The sequence below is a fragment of the Nocardia sp. NPDC051030 genome (assembly GCF_040683015.1).
Classification (GTDB): Bacteria; Actinomycetota; Actinomycetes; order Mycobacteriales; family Mycobacteriaceae; genus Nocardia.
On record NZ_JBFBCD010000003.1, the window covers coordinates 93,285 to 109,234 of the forward strand.

The following is a 15,950-nucleotide window of genomic DNA, read 5'->3' on the forward strand; positions in this document are numbered from 1 at the left end:
TGCCTGGAATGATGCGGCCTCACGTCTCCTTACCGAGCGCCTTGGCGAGCTGCGCCTTCGACATCCGGGAGCGTCCCTTGATGTTCCGCTTCTTCGCCTCGTTGTACAGCTGCTCCAATGTCAGGCCCTTGGGCCCCTTCTTCCCCGACCGCTGCCCGCCGCGCTGCTGCGGCGATTTGTCCTCGACCGAACTCCGACTCGCGGTCTTGGTCTTACCGGCTTGCGCACGATTCTTGTTCACCGTGCGTGCCCCGATCTCCTTGGCCCGCTTCGGTTTCGCTCCCCGCTTCTGCGCGGATTCCTTGACGTGCTCGTACTGACGTTCCTCTTTGTCGGTCCATTCCTCTGGCATGTCGCACCTCCGGTGACGCTCGATCGGAATCAGTAGTAGTGCCTGCGCCCGCCAACGGCCCGCCCGGTCGCGCCCAGCACCGCCAAAATCGCTCCCACGATCACCAGAATGATTCCGATGGTCGTGAGTGCCGGGATGCCGAGCAGAATTCCCACGATGAGCAGGATGATTCCCAGGATGATCATGTCGTTTCCTTCATAAAGCCGACGGTGATACCTGGGCAGTGCCCAGCGCACCCGCGCTCAAACGAAAAGCGTGTTCCCCAAACGAAAGCGTGTTCTCTCTACTTCTTCGGTACCAGGACGCCGGTGAGGTCGGCGTCGCGGATCGGGGTGTCCTGGTTGGCCTGGGCCTTGCACATCAGGGTGATCGCGCCGATCGAGGCGTCCACGGTGTCGGGGCTCGGGCTCGTCGTGACCTTGGTGTCCTGTTCGAGATACTTGCGCACGGTGATTCGCTGTTTGTCCCGGTCCTGGGCGGTGAATTCGCTGCACGGGGTGCTGCCGCCCTTGTTGACGGCCTCCTTCGCCGTATCGCAGGCGCCGAGGAACAGGGGTGCGCACAGGGCCGCGGCCAGGACGCCGATTCGGTATCTGCCGATCATGATGACACTCCTCAGTTCGGGTCTTTCCCGGCTCCCGAATGCCCGGCGCTGCCGCCGCGAAACCGGGCCGGACCTGTTTCGGGGACGAGGTCGCGGGTAGATCCCGGATGTCCGGGCAAACAGTCGGCCAGAGCGGCGACGCCTGACGATCAGCGCGAATGTATGGGAGGTAGGTCATGACGAGAAGTGAGCCGGGCGTGCGGCGGTGGCGAGTATCCCCCCAGGCCATCTGGGCCAAACGAACCCAGGCACCGCTGAAGGACCCCGATTCGGTCATCGCGCGCAGGCACGAGGGCGAGGGCATCGAGGACGGCTTCAATGTCCTGGGAATCGTCCTGATCGGTCTCGGCATAGTGGCGCTGGCGCTCACGCTGGTCGCCGGTGGCTATGGATTCGATGGCTGGCTGGCGATCGCCGGTAGCGTCTGCGTCCTGCTCTTGCTGGCGGGCACCGGCGTACTGCTCACCGAGTGGCGGCGGCGTCGCACGCGCAAGGGAATGACACCCGATACGCGGCAAGGACATTGAGGCACCGAGGTGTCGGCAGACCGGTCCGGACCGCCGGGACCGGACGGGCGGCATGAGACGGATGCCGAACGGCTGGACCGCAATTGGAGCAGCCTCATTCAGGAGCTGCGTGTGGTGCAGACCGGCGTCCAGGTGCTGACCGGCTTTCTGCTCACCCTGCCTTTCCAGAATCGGTTCGCGGAGTTGCCCGCTGCCATGCGCTGGCTGTATCTCGGGATCGTCGCGGCCTCGATCACCGCCACGGTATGCCTGATCGCACCGGTGGCCGCGCATCGAATGCTGTTCCGGCGGCATCGGATCGAGAATGTGGTCACCGCCGCGCACCGCTATGCCATTGCCGGTCTGGGCCTGCTCGGCATTGCCCTCACCGGTGTGGCGATCCTGATCTTCCACACGGTCGCGGGGGTATGGGCCGCGGTCGTCGCCGGAGTGATATTCGCGGCGCTTTTCGCGGCGGTGTGGGTGCTACATCCTTGGCATCAGCGGCGCGGCCACAGCGCCTGACGCCGGAGGTCGCGTCAGTCCGCGCCCCAATGCTGTTCCATGAGAATGCCTTTGCCCGCGAGCCAGGCGACGGGGTCTATCTTGCTGCCGTCGACGTCCCAGATTTCGAAATGCAGGTGGGGGCCGGTGGATTGGCCGCGGTTGCCCACCGACGCGATCGTGTCGCCCGCTTCCACATGCTGACCGGCCGTGACGTACATGTCGTTGACGTGGCCGTAGACGGCGATGGTGCCGTCCTCCTGCTGGACTCGAACCCATTGCCCGAAGCCCGAAGCCGGTCCGGCATCCAGGACGGTGCCGCTCATGGCCGAGCGGATGGGGGTGCCGATGGGGTCGGCAATGTCCACGCCGTAATGGAATTGGCCCCAGCGGCTGCCGAAGCCCGAGCTGATCTGGCCCAGCACGGGGAGCACGGTGGTGTCCACCTGGGGTGCGGCGGGGGCGGCGGGCACGGCCTGAATCGCCTGCTGCTGAAGGTCTTTGATGAGTTGTTCGGCCTGTGCGAGCGGGGTGGCGATCTCCGCAGGCAGGCCGACCAGGCCGAAGGGGGTGCTGGCGGGCGCGGCCACGGGGGCTTCGACCGGGGCGGCGGCCGGTTCGACGGCCTTCTCGTCGTCGGCGGGGGCCAGGGGTGTGGCGGTGGCGACCGCCGGGTTCAGGTGCGCGCCGGTGGTCAGCAGCGCCCCGGCCGCCACGGCGGCGCCCGCGACCGCCATGAAGCGTCCGGTGACGGGGGAGTCCGCGCGATGACTGTGGGAATTACCAGTGTCTGCCACGCCGAGCAGATCTGTGACGGATAGGGAACCGGAAGATACACGGTGATTCGGCAAGGCCCGTCCTCAATTCGATCGCAGAGGTGTGACGGAAACTGTACCGACCCGTAATCACCCTGTGTTTGAAATCGGATTTACCGGGCAAAGGGGCACCCGAGTGAGCAACGACTCACCGGGGGTTTCGGCCGGTGCCAGGGACCTGGGCTAGCCTGGCGACATCTTGGCAAATCATCTGTGGAACAGGAGCGTCGGCGGATCGTGACTGCACTCGGGGAGGCGCCGGCCCGGTCCGGCGACGCACAGATCATCGCTCTCTGCAATCAGAAGGGCGGCGTCGGAAAGACCACCTCGACCGTCAATCTGGGTGCCGCACTTGCCGAATCGGGGCGCAGGGTACTGCTGGTCGACCTGGATCCGCAGGGCGCATTGTCCGCGGGTCTGGGTGTGCCGCTCTATGACCTGACCGCGACGATCTACAACCTGCTGGGCCGCTCCGCCCCGCCGATCGATGACGTACTGACCAAAACCGGTGTCGAGAACATGGATCTGCTGCCCAGCAATATCGACCTGTCCGCGGCAGAGATCCAGCTGGTCAACGAATTCGGCCGCGAGCAGACGCTGAGTCGCGTTCTGGCTCAGGTCCGCGACCGCTACGACTACATCCTCATCGATTGCCAGCCCGCCCTCAGCCTCCTCACCGTGAACGCCCTGGCCTGCGCGGATGGCGTGATCATCCCGATGGAATGCGAATTCTTCTCCCTGCGCGGCCTGGCGCTGCTCACCGACACCATGGAAAAGGTTCGGGACCGCCTGAATCCGCGCCTGAACCTGCTCGGCATTGTGGTGACAATGTTCGACCGCCGCCTACTCCATTCCCGGCAAGTCCTGGCCCGAGTGGCCGAAACCTTCGGCGACCGCCTCTACAACACGGTCATCTCCCGGACGGTGCGTTTCCCCGATTCCAGCATCGCGGGCGAACCCATCACCACGTGGGCACCGAAATCCAGTGGCGCGGAACAGTATCGGGCCCTGGCCCAAGAGGTCATCCAGCAGTCCGCTCGATGAATCACCTCCGTGACCGGTCGCCGCGCTAACCGGACAGATCGGGCCGGTCACGCAGTTCGGCGCTGAATTGTTCGTGGTTCGTGCGTGTTCCGGCGAGGAACTCGCGAATCAGGGTGAGTTCGGCGCTGTCATAACCTGCCAGCCGTTCGCGCCCGCGGGCGATCCGCCTCGCGAGCAGTGGGGTGATCAGCTCCACGATGCGATCGGTGGGGTGCACGAGAATGCGTTTGCCGTGTGCGGGATCGGGCCTGCGCACGGCATAACCCTTGGCTTCGAGCCGCCCGAGCAATGCGGTCACCGAACCGGGCGTGAGGTGTAGTCGCTGCGCGATGCGCCCGGCCGACTGCGGTCCCTCGCGCATGATGACGTCCAGACAGCGCAGGTCATTGCGCCCGATGCCGAGGTAGTCGGCGAGCGCGCGGTCGCTGTCGTCGTGGGCGGCCTGCAATGCCGCCAACTCATTCGCGACCTGTGCTTCGAGCTGGGCCTTCGATTCTTGTGTTTGACGATCAAACATAATTGCAGGATACTATGTTTGATGATCAAACATCCTGAGCGACGTGAACGCTGGATTCTGATCGGCGTTTTCCTCGCTGTCGTGCTCCCCGCGATGATCGGATTCGGCCTCACCGGCGCACCGATCCTGGTCGTGTTCGCCATGCCCTCGGTGGTCGCGCTCGCACTGACGGCCGTTTCCCCGCACCGTCGCGCGATCGCGGCCGGGCTCGGGATTCGCCGCACGTCGCCTGGGTCTGTCGGGGTGGCGGTCGCCGCGGCAATCGTGCCGATCGCGGTCGGCGTCCTCGTGCTCGTCGCCTGCCGCCTCGATCACCTGCCGCCGGTCACCCAGTGGCTATTGCCGATCGGCGCCTGGCATGTGCTCAGTGGAATCCGGCAGGGCGTGTTCGAGGAGATCGGCTGGCGCGGGTTCCTGCAACCACAGCTGAGTGCCCTGCTGGACGTCCGGAAGGCCGTCGTATTCACCGGATTGGCGTGGGCTGTCTTCCATTACGGCTTGATCATCGGTGACGGCCCGCCCAATGGGCTGTCACTATGGTTGTACCTGCCGATATTCACGGCCACCCTGGTCGCGGTCAGCGTGTATGCGGGATACCTGCGGCAGCTCACCGGAAGCGTAGGGCCCGCAGTGGCATTGCACGCGGCGAACAATATCGCCGGGGGCTACGCGGATCAGCTGCTGATCTCGGTGACCCATCCCGCCATGGCCGAATTGCTGGGCGACACGGTGGGATTGGCATGCTGGCTGGTCCCGGCACTGTGGGCGTGGCCGAGGCTCCGCCGAATCGATTCGTCGAATCCGGGCAAGACCGTTGAAAGGACCGGGAATTCATGAGGAAACGTTCCTTCGCGGCCGTTCTCGGTGCGTTGGCACTGCTGTGTGGATCCACCGCTTGCGGATCAGACACGAATCACCCCACGACGAGTACGCCGACCTCCGCGCCGCAATCCACACGCGGCGAGATCGTTTCCACGACTCCGGTGTCGCAAATGTCGACGGAGGAAACTGCGGCGTATCTGAGCCAAGGCAAGTTCGATACCCCGGTCCGCAATGGCGTGGACGCCTACCGCGTCGTGTACCGAACCATAGCCCCGGATGGTTCGCCGACCACCGCCAGCGGGCTGGTCGTACTGCCGCGCACCGATTCTCCTCGATTGCGCGTGGTGACCTATGAGCACGGCACCCTGGTATTGAAGACCGACGCGCCCTCGGTGAATAGTCGGACCCGCCCGGATCAGGCGCGCACGATCATGTTCGCTGCCACGGGCTATGCGGCGCTCGCGCCGGACTATCTGGGCCTCGGCGAAGGACCCGGCACGCATCCCTACACGCACGCCCCGTCGGAGGTCAGCGCCTCCCTCGACTTGCTCCGTGCCGCAAACACATTCGCGGCACAGCAGCACCGCGAGTTCGATCCCGGCATCCTCGTGACCGGCTTCTCGCAGGGCGGTCACGCCGCGACGGCGTTCGCCAAGGCGCTGCAAGGCGGCGACGCTCCCGGCTTCGGGCTCGCGGACCTGGCCCCGATCAGCGGTCCCTACGACATACAGAACGTCGAAACGCCTGCCGGTCTCGACGGCCGGGTCAGCGGGCGAATTGCCGTGGTGTACTTCGCCTATTGGATCACCTCGATGAACCGCATCTACCACCTCTACGATAATCCGGCCGACGCCTTCCAGCAGCCTTATGCCGCCCAGGTGGAGCAACTCTTCGACGGCACCCACAATGAAGTCGCGATCGCCCTCGCCCTTCCGGACACTCCCCAAAAGTTGCTGACCCCGCAGTTCATCCAACTGGCGGTGAATCCCAGTGGCGTGGTCCTGAAGTCGATCACCGACAGCGATGGCACGTGCGCCTGGACCCCGCGTATCCCCGTCCACCTCTTCGCCGCCACCGGCGACCACAATGTCCCCTACGCCAATGCGGAACACTGCCTGCAAGCCCTGCACTCCGACAAGGCGACCCTCACCGATCTCGGCGATATCGACCACGGCGCCAGCGTCCAGGTGGCCCTGCCCCAGATCCTCGACCTCTTCCAACAGGAAGTACCGGCCACGTGAAGATCAGGGAACTCAGCTCAGGCCCGCGGTGAGGTGGAGGTAGGCGGTGTCCAGGGGGAGGTCGACGGCGAACCAGCTGGCGGCGCGATCGTCGTCGCGGGGGCACCATGCGGTGGCGACGCACATGCGGACTGCTTCGCCGGTCGCCAGGGCGGGGAGGTGCCAGGCGATTCGGGCCGGATCCCGGTACTGGACACCGTATTCGGAGGTGGCCTCATCCTCGTAGGTCGGCAGCACGTGCGCCCAGCTCGCGGGGAGCAGCCGGGCGTCCACGGCCTGCATGGCCAGCAGTTCGGAGTCCGGGCCGCCGATCGACACCATGAAGTGGTCGTTCTGGACGGTCACGGCCGCGAGGCATTCCCCGGAGTCCGGGCCGCCGTCCGCGTCGGCGGGTAGATCGGTCAGTTCGGCCGACAGGACCAGTCCCGGTATCCCCGACTGGGCCGCCACCTGCCAGATGGCGGCCCAGACCGGGACCGGTGCGCCGCCGTCCCATGCCGGAATGTCGATGCTTCCGATCAGCAGATCCACCGTCGCGCCCGACTGCCGCCACCGGTGCAGATGCGAGCCATTCGGCAAGCGCCACACGGTATTCGGTCCCGCCGGTAGTACCTCCGAGCCGAGCGTGACGGAGAATCCGACAATGCCGAGTGGCGTGTCGATCACGGCCGGACGACGGTCTACCTGAGCCAGATGGTCGGTGGGAAGCATGTGCCCATCATGCAGGTTCGGTTTTCAGGTCCTCCTCCAGCACCGCTTCACCGCGGGCCACCATGCCCGCCTCGTCGGAGAGCTTCAGCTGCGGAATGAACAGTGCCAGCAGGAAGGCAATGGCCACACCGGGAATCAGGTACCAGAAGCCGGGCACCAGAGCGTCGACATACGCCCCGACGATCGCATTGTGCAATTCCTCGGGCAGGTGCTTGACCACCGACGGCACCAGCGCGCCCGGGTCGACCCCGGCGGCCTGTCCCATATTCGACCGGAACGCGTCGGTGAGTCCCTCGGTGAGCCGGTTGGTGAAGATCGACCCGAAGACGGCCACGCCGATCGCGCCGCCCATTTCGCGGAAGTAGTTATTGGCGCTGGTCGCGGTGCCGATCTGGTCGGGCGTCACCGCGTTCTGCACCACCAGCACGATGATCTGCATGATCAGGCCCAGGCCCGCGCCCATGACGAACAGCATGGCCGACACCACGAACATGGAGGTGTGCGCGCTGAGCGTGGTCAGCCACAGCATGCCGCCGCCCATGATGATCGTCCCGAGCGGCGGATACACGCGGTAGCGGCCGGTCTTGGTGATGGCGGCCATGGAGGTGACCAGGGTCGCCATCATGCCGACCATCATCGGAATGAGCAGCAGCCCCGACACCGAAGCCGAAGCGCCGGTGGCCATCTGGAGATAGGTCGGAATGAAAGCGAGCGCCGCGAACATGACCAGGCCCACCACCAGGCCGATGGCCGAGGTCAGCACGAAGGTGCGATTGCGGAACAGCCACAGCGGCAACATGGGCTCTTCGGCCCGAGACTCGACGTAGATGAACGTGCCGACCACGAGCACCAGGGTCGCGATCATCACCATGATGACCGAGGAATCCCACGCGTAGCGCTTACCGCCCCAATCGGTAATGAGAATGAGCAGCGTGGTCGCCGACGACATGAGCGCCACGCCCAGGTAATCCGGCCGGGACTTGGGTCGATGGCTGGGAATGCTCAGGTACCGGAACGCGATGACCATGGCCGCGATGCCGATCGGCACATTGAGCCAGAAGCACCAGCGCCATCCGACGTGATCGGCGAAGAAGCCGCCCAGCAGCGGCCCGGCCACCGAGGTGATGCCGAAGATCGCGCCCATCGGGGCCATGTACTTGCCGCGATCCTTGGCGGGCACCACATCGGCGATGATGGCCTGCGCCAGGATCATCAGACCGCCGCCGCCGACGCCTTGCAGGCCGCGGAAGGCGATGAACTCCCAGAAACTCGTCGACAGCCCCGCGCCGATCGAGGCCGCGGTGAAGACCGCGATGGCGAACAAGAACAGCCACCGCCGTCCGAACAGATCGCCGAACTTGCCATAGATCGGCATCACGATGGTGGTGGCCAAGAGGTAAGACGTTGCGGTCCAAGCCATTTGGGAGACACCGCCGAGCTCACCGACAATGGTCGGCATGGCGGTGCCCACAATGGTCTGATCGAGGCTGGCCAGGAACATGCCCGCGATCAGCGCGGAGAAAATGAGCCAAATCCGCTTCTGGGTGAGGACGATCGGGGTCGGCGGCGCAGCAGCCGTCGTGGTCATCGGCACATCTCCTTATCGGTTTTCGGGTCTGTGGAACAGCTCGGTCGCCACCCCGCATACCTCGCGCAAGGCATCGGCCAGAGATCGAGAAGGATTGGTGGCCAGCGACATCGCGGCCCGGGTGGCGAGGGTCGACATGAGTCCCGCGGTGATTCCGGCGAATTCGGCCGTCACCTCCGAGCCCTTGCGTCCGGAGAGCAGTTCGCGCAGGGCCGCCTCATGCTGTGCTCCGGCAGCCATGAAGCCCGCGAGCACCCGCAGGTCGGTCTTGATGATCTCCGCGACCAGCGAAATGCTTTCGCGCACTTCGTCTTCGGGTTCATAGCCCGAGGCGTACAGCCAGATCACGTCATCGATGAGGACTCCAGTCGGCCCGCCCGCAACGAATTCCTCACGCGCCACTGGCGTTCCGATCTCGGTGACCGGTCCGACCACCGCGTCGAGCTTGGTGTCGTAGTAGTTGAAGAATGTCCGAGGCGAGACGCCGACTTCCTTCGCGATGTCCTCGGTCGTCGTGGCGTCCAGCCCGCGCTCGAGAGTGAGCCGCCGGGCCGCCATGCACAGGTCGAGCCGGGTCTGCCGCTTCTTGCGTTCCCGCAGCCCGATCTCCTGGTCCGCGTGCTTCGCTTCAGCCATGCCTCAAAATTTAGCAGAAACTGCAATTTTGCGGAAACTGCAAATTTTGGCGAGATGTGGATGTGTGGTCTGACCAGTCGGAATCGTTCTGATAGCCGCCCGCAGCCGGGCCCGGCTCGGTAGGGTGAGGCGTTCGTCCGGGATGTGCGGTGTTCTGTGGCGGTGAGAGTGTTGTTCACCGCGTGGAGCTCGTTCGATGTCAGATCCAGTCCACTCCGCCCGGGGCACGGCCACGCCATTCGATCCCGCCGGTCCACGTGTGCCCATGTACACCCCCGAATTCGCCGCCGACCCGCAGCGGGCCTACCGGGAGATGCGCGAGAAGTACGGGGCGCTGGCTCCGGTGGAGCTCGCGCCCGGAGTGCCCGCCACGCTGGTGCTCGGATATCGCACGGCCGTGCGCATTTTCAATGATCCCGAGCGGTTTCCGGCCGACCCGCGGGCCTGGCAGGAGGGGGTGCCCGCCGACTGCCCCGTGCTGCCCATGATGCAGTGGCGGCCCAATGCGCTACGGAATTCCGGCGCTGAACACGCGCGCTATCGGCAGACCAATACGGCGGGCCTGACCGGGATCGATCAATACGGTTTGCAGGGCACCGTGGAACGCATCGCGATACCGCTGATCAATACATTCTGCGCGGCCGGATCGGCGGATCTGGTGCGCGACTACGCCTTTCCGCTGGCCTTCAATGTGCTCAATCAGCTGCTCGGCTGCCCGACGGAGATCGCCGGGCAGGCGGCGGAGGGCTTCGCCGCCATCTTCGAGGGCGTCGGCGCGGAACGCGGCAATAAACTGCTCATCGACGCGCTGCTCTGCGACTGACCCTGCACAAGCGCGCCCACCCTGGCGATGACGTGACCACCCGAATGCTCTCGCACTCGGCCGAGCTCACCGATACCGAGATGATCCATCAGCTCGCCACGCTCTACGGCGCGGGCATCGAGCCGCAACAGAACCTGATAGTCAACACCCTGCTGGTCCTGCTGGCCGACGACCGCTTCGGCGGCAGCGTGCTCGGCGGCAGCCTGTCCACTCGCGATGCGCTGGACGAGGTGCTCTTCGACGACCCGCCGATGGCCAACGTCTGCATCAGCTTTCCCCGCCAATCGATCCTGCTGGACGACTACTGGCTGCCCGCGCACCAGCCGGTCGTCATCAGCATGGCCGCCTGCAATACCGATCCGGCCATCCGCACCGGCCAGCTCTCGGGCAATCGCTCCCATCTGGCCTGGGGCGCGGGGCCGCACACCTGCCCCGCCAGCTCACTGGCGTACCTGATCGCCAAGGAGTCCATCGACCAGCTTCTGGACGCTCTCCCCGAAATCCGCCTGGCGGTCCCGATCGGCGAATTGACTTGGCGGCCCGGCCCATTCCACCGCGCCCTGACCGCCCTCCCGGTCACCTTCCCGCCCTCACCGCCGTTGCCGGAGTAAACCCGCACACTTCGCGGTCAGTTGTTCCGATCGGCGTAATCGCGGGGGAGTTTGGCCGGTGGGCGGTCGATGACGGCGTCGTCCTCGGGATCCCGGGTATCGAGGAAGGTGATCACGCCCGTGGAGGCCACGAGGGTTTGGGGGTAGGTCGGTCCCTTATCGCGTTCGGCGATGATCTCGCTGAGGTTGTCCTCGTAGCGGCCGAGCGTGCTCTCCGGGAAATCCAGCATCCACTGGGGATAGCAAATGGTGGTGTGCACCCGGCGTTCGCGCAGCCACGCGATGAGCACAGTGGTTGTCCCGGTCGGCTCCACCCAGGCCAGCTTGTACATATCGCCGTCCAGCTGAATCATTTTCGCCGCTTGATTCGTCGACCACCGGCCGAACATCGGGCCCATCAGGCAGCGGAATGCGACCGTCTGCGAATCACGCACGTAGAGTTCGTATTTCCAGCCGTTGTCGTAGACGTAAATCAGATGTTTGCCGACGATGCCGGACAGATCGCCGGCAATTGCCGGTGTCGATGCGGTGGCGGCGTTTTCCACGCTCATCGGAAACGTCCTCTCGGCTGAACCATGTCAGGACCCGGGGTGTCGTCGCCAGCTTATCGATCAGGGTGGGCGATGTGCTTCGTTTGCCGTCGAATTGCCGTCGCGTCGTTGTTCGCCGAAACCGATGCGGCAGGTCATTGCCGGGAATGGCGATGACCTGCCTTTCGATCAGTCCTTTTCGATCAGTACGTCATCGGTATGTCGATGTAGGCCTGACCATGTTCATTGGACAGGATGACCGTGCCGCCGGGTGCGGGGTCGTCCTCGTCGTACATGTAGAAGTGGTCCTTGGTATCGATGATCATGGCCAGTTTGTGGCCGATGGGGACTTGGTACTCGATGGCGCGCAGCGGGAGCTGGATGGCCGTCGCCTGGTTCGGTTGCATGTTCTTCACCGTGGTGGCGGCATGGGTGATGATTCGCATGGAGCCGGTGAACGGGTTGTGGTCGAAGAGGTAGGCGATGAGGGTGACCGCTTCGGTGGAGGGCTTCACGGTCGCGTGGACTTCGGGGGTACCCGCGATGTGCTGGGGTTTGAGGAATCCGAAGCGGGTGGTCCAGACTCCGGCGGCCTCGCGGTCGACCGTGGCCAGCTTCTGACGTTTGGGCATCAGGAGGCGCTCCGCGAAGCCATCCATGACGAGTGCCTCCGCGGCTCGGACCTGTTGGGTGCCCACCTGAATCAGCTTGGTGAAGGACTGCGGCGGTTCCTTTGCGAGCAGGCCGTCCGATGATTCGGTACCTGGCGACTGGAAATGGTAGCGGCGCATCGGATTCGACCAGGCTGCCAGATTCGGCGCTGTCGACTGGCCGAAGGTGTACATGCCTTCGGTGTGCACTATGCCGTCGCGGTCGATGCCATTGTCCACGTCCAGCAAGTAGTGGTCGAACCAGTCGTAAGCGGCCTCGGTGGTGCGAGTGTAGACGCCGAGCAGGACGCCTGGAATCTCCACTGCCCCATGGTCGCCCACTGCTAGATCCAGGCGCTTGGGCCCGGGGAAGCGTTCGAAGTAGGCGAGCAGTTGATTCTGCGGAAATATGGTTTCGTGCCAGAAGCTGGTGAAGAACGTCGGTACGGGTCTGATGGTTTCCATCAGGGCGGGGGATCGTTCGGCCGCATAGGCGAGGACGGGTTTCATATTGTTCGCGCGGAACTCGCCGAGCACGATTTCCAGGTCCGCACTATTGGTGTGGCCGATCGTGGCGAGCTGTTCCGCGGCCCGCACGTGCCGGGTCTGGTTGTCGTACAGCGCTTCACCCAGGTCGGCCCAGGTGCTCAGGGCGACAACCGCTTTCACCCGTTCATCGGCATTGGCGACCAGCTGACTGATGCCGGAGCCATAGGAGATGCCGGTCATCCCGATCTTGTCCGGATCGGCTCGGAGTTCGCTGTTGTTCAGCGCCCAATCGATCACCGCGCGTCCGTCCGCGACGTCTTCGGGCCCGGCGACGGTGAGCGCACCGCCGGATTCGGCGAGGCCGCGTTCGGAATAGGCGACGACCGCGTAACCGCGCATGAGCAGCCGGACGATGGATCCGGCATACATTCTCCAGCCCGTCTTATCCAGTCCGGCGGGCATGACGATCAGCGGATGCGGACCGTCGGTGAGCGGCCAGGACGCGCTGGCATCGAGCAGTATTCCATTGCCGACGTCGATCTTCTCCACTCCGAGCCGGGATTGCGCTCGCACCGCCTCGATATCGTCGACCAGGAATTCCGGTACGCCGGTGTAATCACCGGTGAACAGGGCTCGTATCACCGCCTGAAGGAGGTTGTCCTGGTCGGGAGTCAGCAACCGCAACTGCTCTGGGCGTGCGTCGGACATGACACTATCCTTTCGATCCTTGTTCATTCGGAATGGCGCTTTTCGTGAAATGCGTCATCGACCTCCTGAATGCATGCGCAGGTAGGTGTTGGAGTGTGTTGCGGCAGAACGAGATTCGTCACTGAATAGCGGTGAGGAGAATCACTCACCGGTCGCTGCCTGCCCTTGATGCTAGGCCGTTCACCGCGTACGCATGGCCGAATCGGCAACCGCATTGCCGTTGTCCGCCAATGTATTTGATGAATTCGGACCGACGATTATCAACGAGACCGGTCGGTGACTGAGGTCCGATTCACACCGACTTCACAGGTCCGAGCACTCACAGCTTCGGCTGGTATGGTCTCGCATCCGAACGAGGATGAGGAACTAACCGGTGTTGTGAGGGATGGGATCTCGGGTGCATGAAGACAGGTCGGAGTGGAGTGGCGAGCAGCGCCGTGGCGGTACCCATCGCAAGCTCTCCCCGCTGCCCGCGCTGAAGGGCCGGGCCGTGGTCGTGGCGGTCGCCGCGGGTGCGGCGGTGGCGGCAGTGCAGGCGGGCATGCAGGATGCCCCCGCGCACGAGTTGGGTGAAATCGATTCCGCGGCACAGGAGGTCGCAGCGCTGCCGCAATCCGATATCGGCGGCACCGATGCGCATTTCCCCGAGATCCTGGACGCCGCCCCGATCGAGGACCTGAGCCAGTACCAGGACATTCTCCAGAATGGCGAGCATTTCGCCGCCGATGCCGCGATCCGGGCATCGGCCGGATTGCGCCCGCTGTTCATCAAGTTCGCCCAGGGCACATTCACCTCCGGATTCGGTGCACGCTGGGGTGTAGAGCATTTGGGCGTGGACGTGGCCGCACCAATCGGCACCCCCATCTATGCGGTCGAGGACGGCCAGGTGATCAGCGCGGGCCCGGCCTCCGGATTCGGCATGTGGGTGCGCCTATTACACGACGACGGCACCATCACGGTGTACGGCCACGTCGACACCGCCACGGTTTCGGTAGGCCAGCGAGTCCTCGCGGGCGACCAAATCGCAACAGTCGGCAACCGCGGTTTCTCCACCGGCCCGCACTGCCATTTCGAAGTCTGGCTGAATGGCGCGAACAAGGTCGATCCACTGCCCTGGCTGGCCAGTCGCGGCATTTCCCTTGGGCCCGAGCGCGACTGAGGCTGCGCATACCATCGGACTCGTGACCAAGCCGACCTACCAGCCACCGCTGCTCGGTGTGGACGCGGCCGCGTCCAGTCCGGCCCCGCTGCGCCCGGCCCCGGATTTCGGCCCCGGCGATCGGTTGCGCGGATGGCTGGTCACCTTGCTCCTCACCGGAATCGCCGCGATCACCCGCTTCGTGAATCTGGACCGGCCCACCGATGGCGGCACGCCCACATTCGACGAGAAGTACTACGCGCATCAGGCGTGGGAGATGGTCGGCAATGGCGGGGTCGAGGACAACCCGGCTTACGGATTGATCGTGCATCCACCGGTCGGGAAGCAGTTGATCGCGCTGGGTGAGCTGATCTATGGCTACACCCCGGTGGGCTGGCGGTTCTCCGCGGCGATCGCCGGAACCGTGCTGGTGCTGCTGGTGATTCGGATTACCCGCCGGATGACCCGCTCCACCATGATCGGCGCGTTCGCGGGCCTGCTGCTGATCTGCGATGGCACCACCTTCGTGGCCTCGCGGCACGGGATGCTCGATATCTTCCAGGCCTTGTTCGTCACCGCCGCGTTCGGCTGCCTGATCGTCGATCGTGACGAGGTGCGCTATCGGCTGGCCCGCGCCGACCTCGAGGGCCGCATCGCGCGCAGCCCGTACGGTCCGCGCCTGGGTGTGCGCTGGTGGCGGTTCGGCGCGGGCGTGCTGCTCGGATTGGCTTGCGGCACCAAATGGTCCGGGATCTACTTCGTCGTCGCCTTCGGGCTGCTGTCGGTCTGCTTCGATATCGCCGCCCGCCGCGCCTACCGAATGCCGCGACCGTGGGTGGGGACCGCCGTGCGTGACATCGGCCCGGCGCTCTACGCCATCGTTCTCATCCCGGTGCTCGTCTACCTGGCGAGTTATGGGGCCTGGTTCGCCAGCGAGGACGGGTACGACCGCTATGCGGCGGGCAATCTCTACGCCGGAGCTAATCCGATCGGACGCGGCGGCTTCTGGTCCTGGATGCCCGACGCCCTGCGTGCGCTGTGGCACAACCAGGGTCAATCACTGAGTTTCCATAAGGGACTGACGAATTCGGCGGGTAACCATCATCCCTGGGAATCCAAGCCGTGGTCCTGGCCGATGAGCTTGCGGCCCATGCTGTACCACTACGCCGAGACCGGTGTCACCGGTTGCGGACGCCCGCAGTGCGTGCAGGCGGTCATGCTGATCGGCACCCCGGCGCTATGGTGGCTCTCGCTGCCCATGCTGGCCTGGGCGAGCTGGCGTTCGGCGACCCGTCGCGACTGGCGCTACGCCGCGCTGCTCGTCGGCTACTGCGCCGGATTCCTGCCCTGGTTCCTGGATCTGGACCGGCAGATGTACTACTTCTACGCGGTCCCGATGGCCCCATTCCTGGTGATGGGCATAGCGCTGGTGCTCGCCGGTATCCTCGGCCCCGCGCCATACCTCGACGCTGACGGCCGGTTGTTCCTGGTGCCCAGCAAGCGGCAGGATTTGAAACTGGCTCTGGTATGCCTGTATTCGGGCTTGGTGGTCGCCAATTTCATCTGGCTATGGCCGATTCTGACCGGACACCCGATCACCGTCGACAACTGGCACGACCACCTCTGGTTACCCAGCTGGCGCTGATCCGGTGCTGAACCGG

Annotated in this window: 16 protein-coding genes and 2 pseudogenes; 8 read left to right on the forward strand and 10 right to left on the reverse strand. The window is 64.9% G+C overall.

The features are described 5' to 3' along the window. Positions 1-19 precede the first annotated feature (19 nt). The 3 genes from AB0N05_RS09470 to AB0N05_RS09480 all read right to left on the reverse strand — a co-directional run bounded on the left by AB0N05_RS09470 (position 20) and on the right by AB0N05_RS09480 (position 956). A complete protein-coding gene (locus tag AB0N05_RS09470) occupies positions 20-352 on the reverse strand; it encodes a plasmid stabilization protein (protein ID WP_364689931.1) in 333 nt (110 codons plus the stop codon). Between the two features lie 29 nt (positions 353-381). Then, a complete protein-coding gene (locus AB0N05_RS09475; RefSeq protein WP_364689934.1) occupies positions 382-537 on the reverse strand; it encodes a DUF6131 family protein in 156 nt (51 codons plus the stop codon). Between the two features lie 98 nt (positions 538-635). Next, the gene (locus AB0N05_RS09480) at positions 636-956 is read right to left on the reverse strand and encodes a hypothetical protein (protein ID WP_364689937.1); all 321 of its coding nucleotides are present in this window, start codon (positions 954-956) and stop codon (positions 636-638) included. Between the two features lie 176 nt (positions 957-1,132). Between AB0N05_RS09480 and AB0N05_RS09485 the strand changes: the two genes are divergently transcribed. Beyond that, entirely contained in the window at positions 1,133-1,483 is a 351-nt protein-coding gene (locus AB0N05_RS09485) for a hypothetical protein (RefSeq protein WP_364689940.1), read from the forward strand. Between the two features lie 9 nt (positions 1,484-1,492). Beyond that, entirely contained in the window at positions 1,493-1,987 is a 495-nt protein-coding gene (locus AB0N05_RS09490) for a DUF6328 family protein (RefSeq protein WP_364689942.1), read from the forward strand. A gap of 14 nt (positions 1,988-2,001) precedes the next feature. On the opposite strand, the gene AB0N05_RS09495 is transcribed toward AB0N05_RS09490, so the two are convergent. Continuing rightward, positions 2,002-2,763 carry a M23 family metallopeptidase gene (locus tag AB0N05_RS09495; protein WP_364689945.1) on the reverse strand — a complete coding sequence of 254 codons (762 nt, stop codon included), beginning with the start codon at positions 2,761-2,763 and terminating at the stop codon, positions 2,002-2,004. Positions 2,764-3,018: 255 nt separating this feature from the next. Here AB0N05_RS09495 and AB0N05_RS09500 point away from each other — a divergent pair, with 255 nt between their 5' ends. Next, positions 3,019-3,825 carry a ParA family protein gene (locus AB0N05_RS09500; RefSeq protein ID WP_364689948.1) on the forward strand — a complete coding sequence of 269 codons (807 nt, stop codon included), beginning with the start codon at positions 3,019-3,021 and terminating at the stop codon, positions 3,823-3,825. 25 nt (positions 3,826-3,850) lie between these two features. On the opposite strand, the gene AB0N05_RS09505 is transcribed toward AB0N05_RS09500, so the two are convergent. Beyond that, positions 3,851-4,342 (reverse strand): MarR family transcriptional regulator, encoded by a 492-nt coding sequence (locus tag AB0N05_RS09505; RefSeq protein ID WP_364689951.1) that lies wholly within the window; start codon positions 4,340-4,342, stop codon positions 3,851-3,853. 21 nt (positions 4,343-4,363) lie between these two features. On the opposite strand from AB0N05_RS09505, the gene AB0N05_RS09510 reads away from it, so the two are divergent. Then, positions 4,364-5,179 (forward strand): CPBP family intramembrane glutamic endopeptidase, encoded by an 816-nt coding sequence (locus AB0N05_RS09510; RefSeq protein ID WP_364689954.1) that lies wholly within the window; start codon positions 4,364-4,366, stop codon positions 5,177-5,179. Positions 5,180-5,334: 155 nt separating this feature from the next. Further along, the gene (locus AB0N05_RS09515; protein ID WP_364689958.1) at positions 5,335-6,405 is read left to right on the forward strand and encodes an alpha/beta fold hydrolase; all 1,071 of its coding nucleotides are present in this window, start codon (positions 5,335-5,337) and stop codon (positions 6,403-6,405) included. A 12-nt stretch (positions 6,406-6,417) separates the two neighbouring features. Here the strand turns inward: AB0N05_RS09515 and AB0N05_RS09520 are convergent, their stop codons facing one another. The 3 genes from AB0N05_RS09520 to AB0N05_RS09530 are packed head-to-tail and all read right to left on the reverse strand — an operon-like array spanning position 6,418 to position 9,340. Next, positions 6,418-7,116: a hypothetical protein gene (locus AB0N05_RS09520; RefSeq protein WP_364689961.1), complete on the reverse strand. Its 699-nt coding sequence runs from the start codon at positions 7,114-7,116 to the stop codon at positions 6,418-6,420. 7 nt (positions 7,117-7,123) lie between these two features. Next, positions 7,124-8,704, reverse strand: a complete 1,581-nt coding sequence (locus AB0N05_RS09525) for an MDR family MFS transporter (RefSeq protein WP_364689964.1) — start codon at positions 8,702-8,704, stop codon at positions 7,124-7,126. A gap of 12 nt (positions 8,705-8,716) precedes the next feature. Further along, positions 8,717-9,340 (reverse strand): helix-turn-helix domain-containing protein, encoded by a 624-nt coding sequence (locus tag AB0N05_RS09530; RefSeq protein ID WP_364689967.1) that lies wholly within the window; start codon positions 9,338-9,340, stop codon positions 8,717-8,719. A 196-nt stretch (positions 9,341-9,536) separates the two neighbouring features. On the opposite strand from AB0N05_RS09530, the pseudogene AB0N05_RS09535 reads away from it, so the two are divergent. After that, positions 9,537-10,774, forward strand: a pseudogene (locus AB0N05_RS09535) (cytochrome P450). Between the two features lie 17 nt (positions 10,775-10,791). On the opposite strand, the gene AB0N05_RS09540 reads toward AB0N05_RS09535, so the two are convergent. Then, positions 10,792-11,325 carry a phenolic acid decarboxylase gene (locus tag AB0N05_RS09540; RefSeq protein ID WP_364689970.1) on the reverse strand — a complete coding sequence of 178 codons (534 nt, stop codon included), beginning with the start codon at positions 11,323-11,325 and terminating at the stop codon, positions 10,792-10,794. A gap of 182 nt (positions 11,326-11,507) precedes the next feature. Further along, positions 11,508-13,151 carry an alpha/beta fold hydrolase gene (locus AB0N05_RS09545; RefSeq protein WP_364689973.1) on the reverse strand — a complete coding sequence of 548 codons (1,644 nt, stop codon included), beginning with the start codon at positions 13,149-13,151 and terminating at the stop codon, positions 11,508-11,510. A gap of 436 nt (positions 13,152-13,587) precedes the next feature. Between AB0N05_RS09545 and AB0N05_RS09550 the strand changes: the two are divergent. After that, positions 13,588-14,310, forward strand: a pseudogene (locus tag AB0N05_RS09550) (M23 family metallopeptidase); the annotation flags it as partial. Between the two features lie 22 nt (positions 14,311-14,332). After that, entirely contained in the window at positions 14,333-15,934 is a 1,602-nt protein-coding gene (locus tag AB0N05_RS09555; RefSeq protein WP_364689976.1) for a phospholipid carrier-dependent glycosyltransferase, read from the forward strand. The last annotated feature ends 16 nt before the right edge of the window (positions 15,935-15,950 follow it).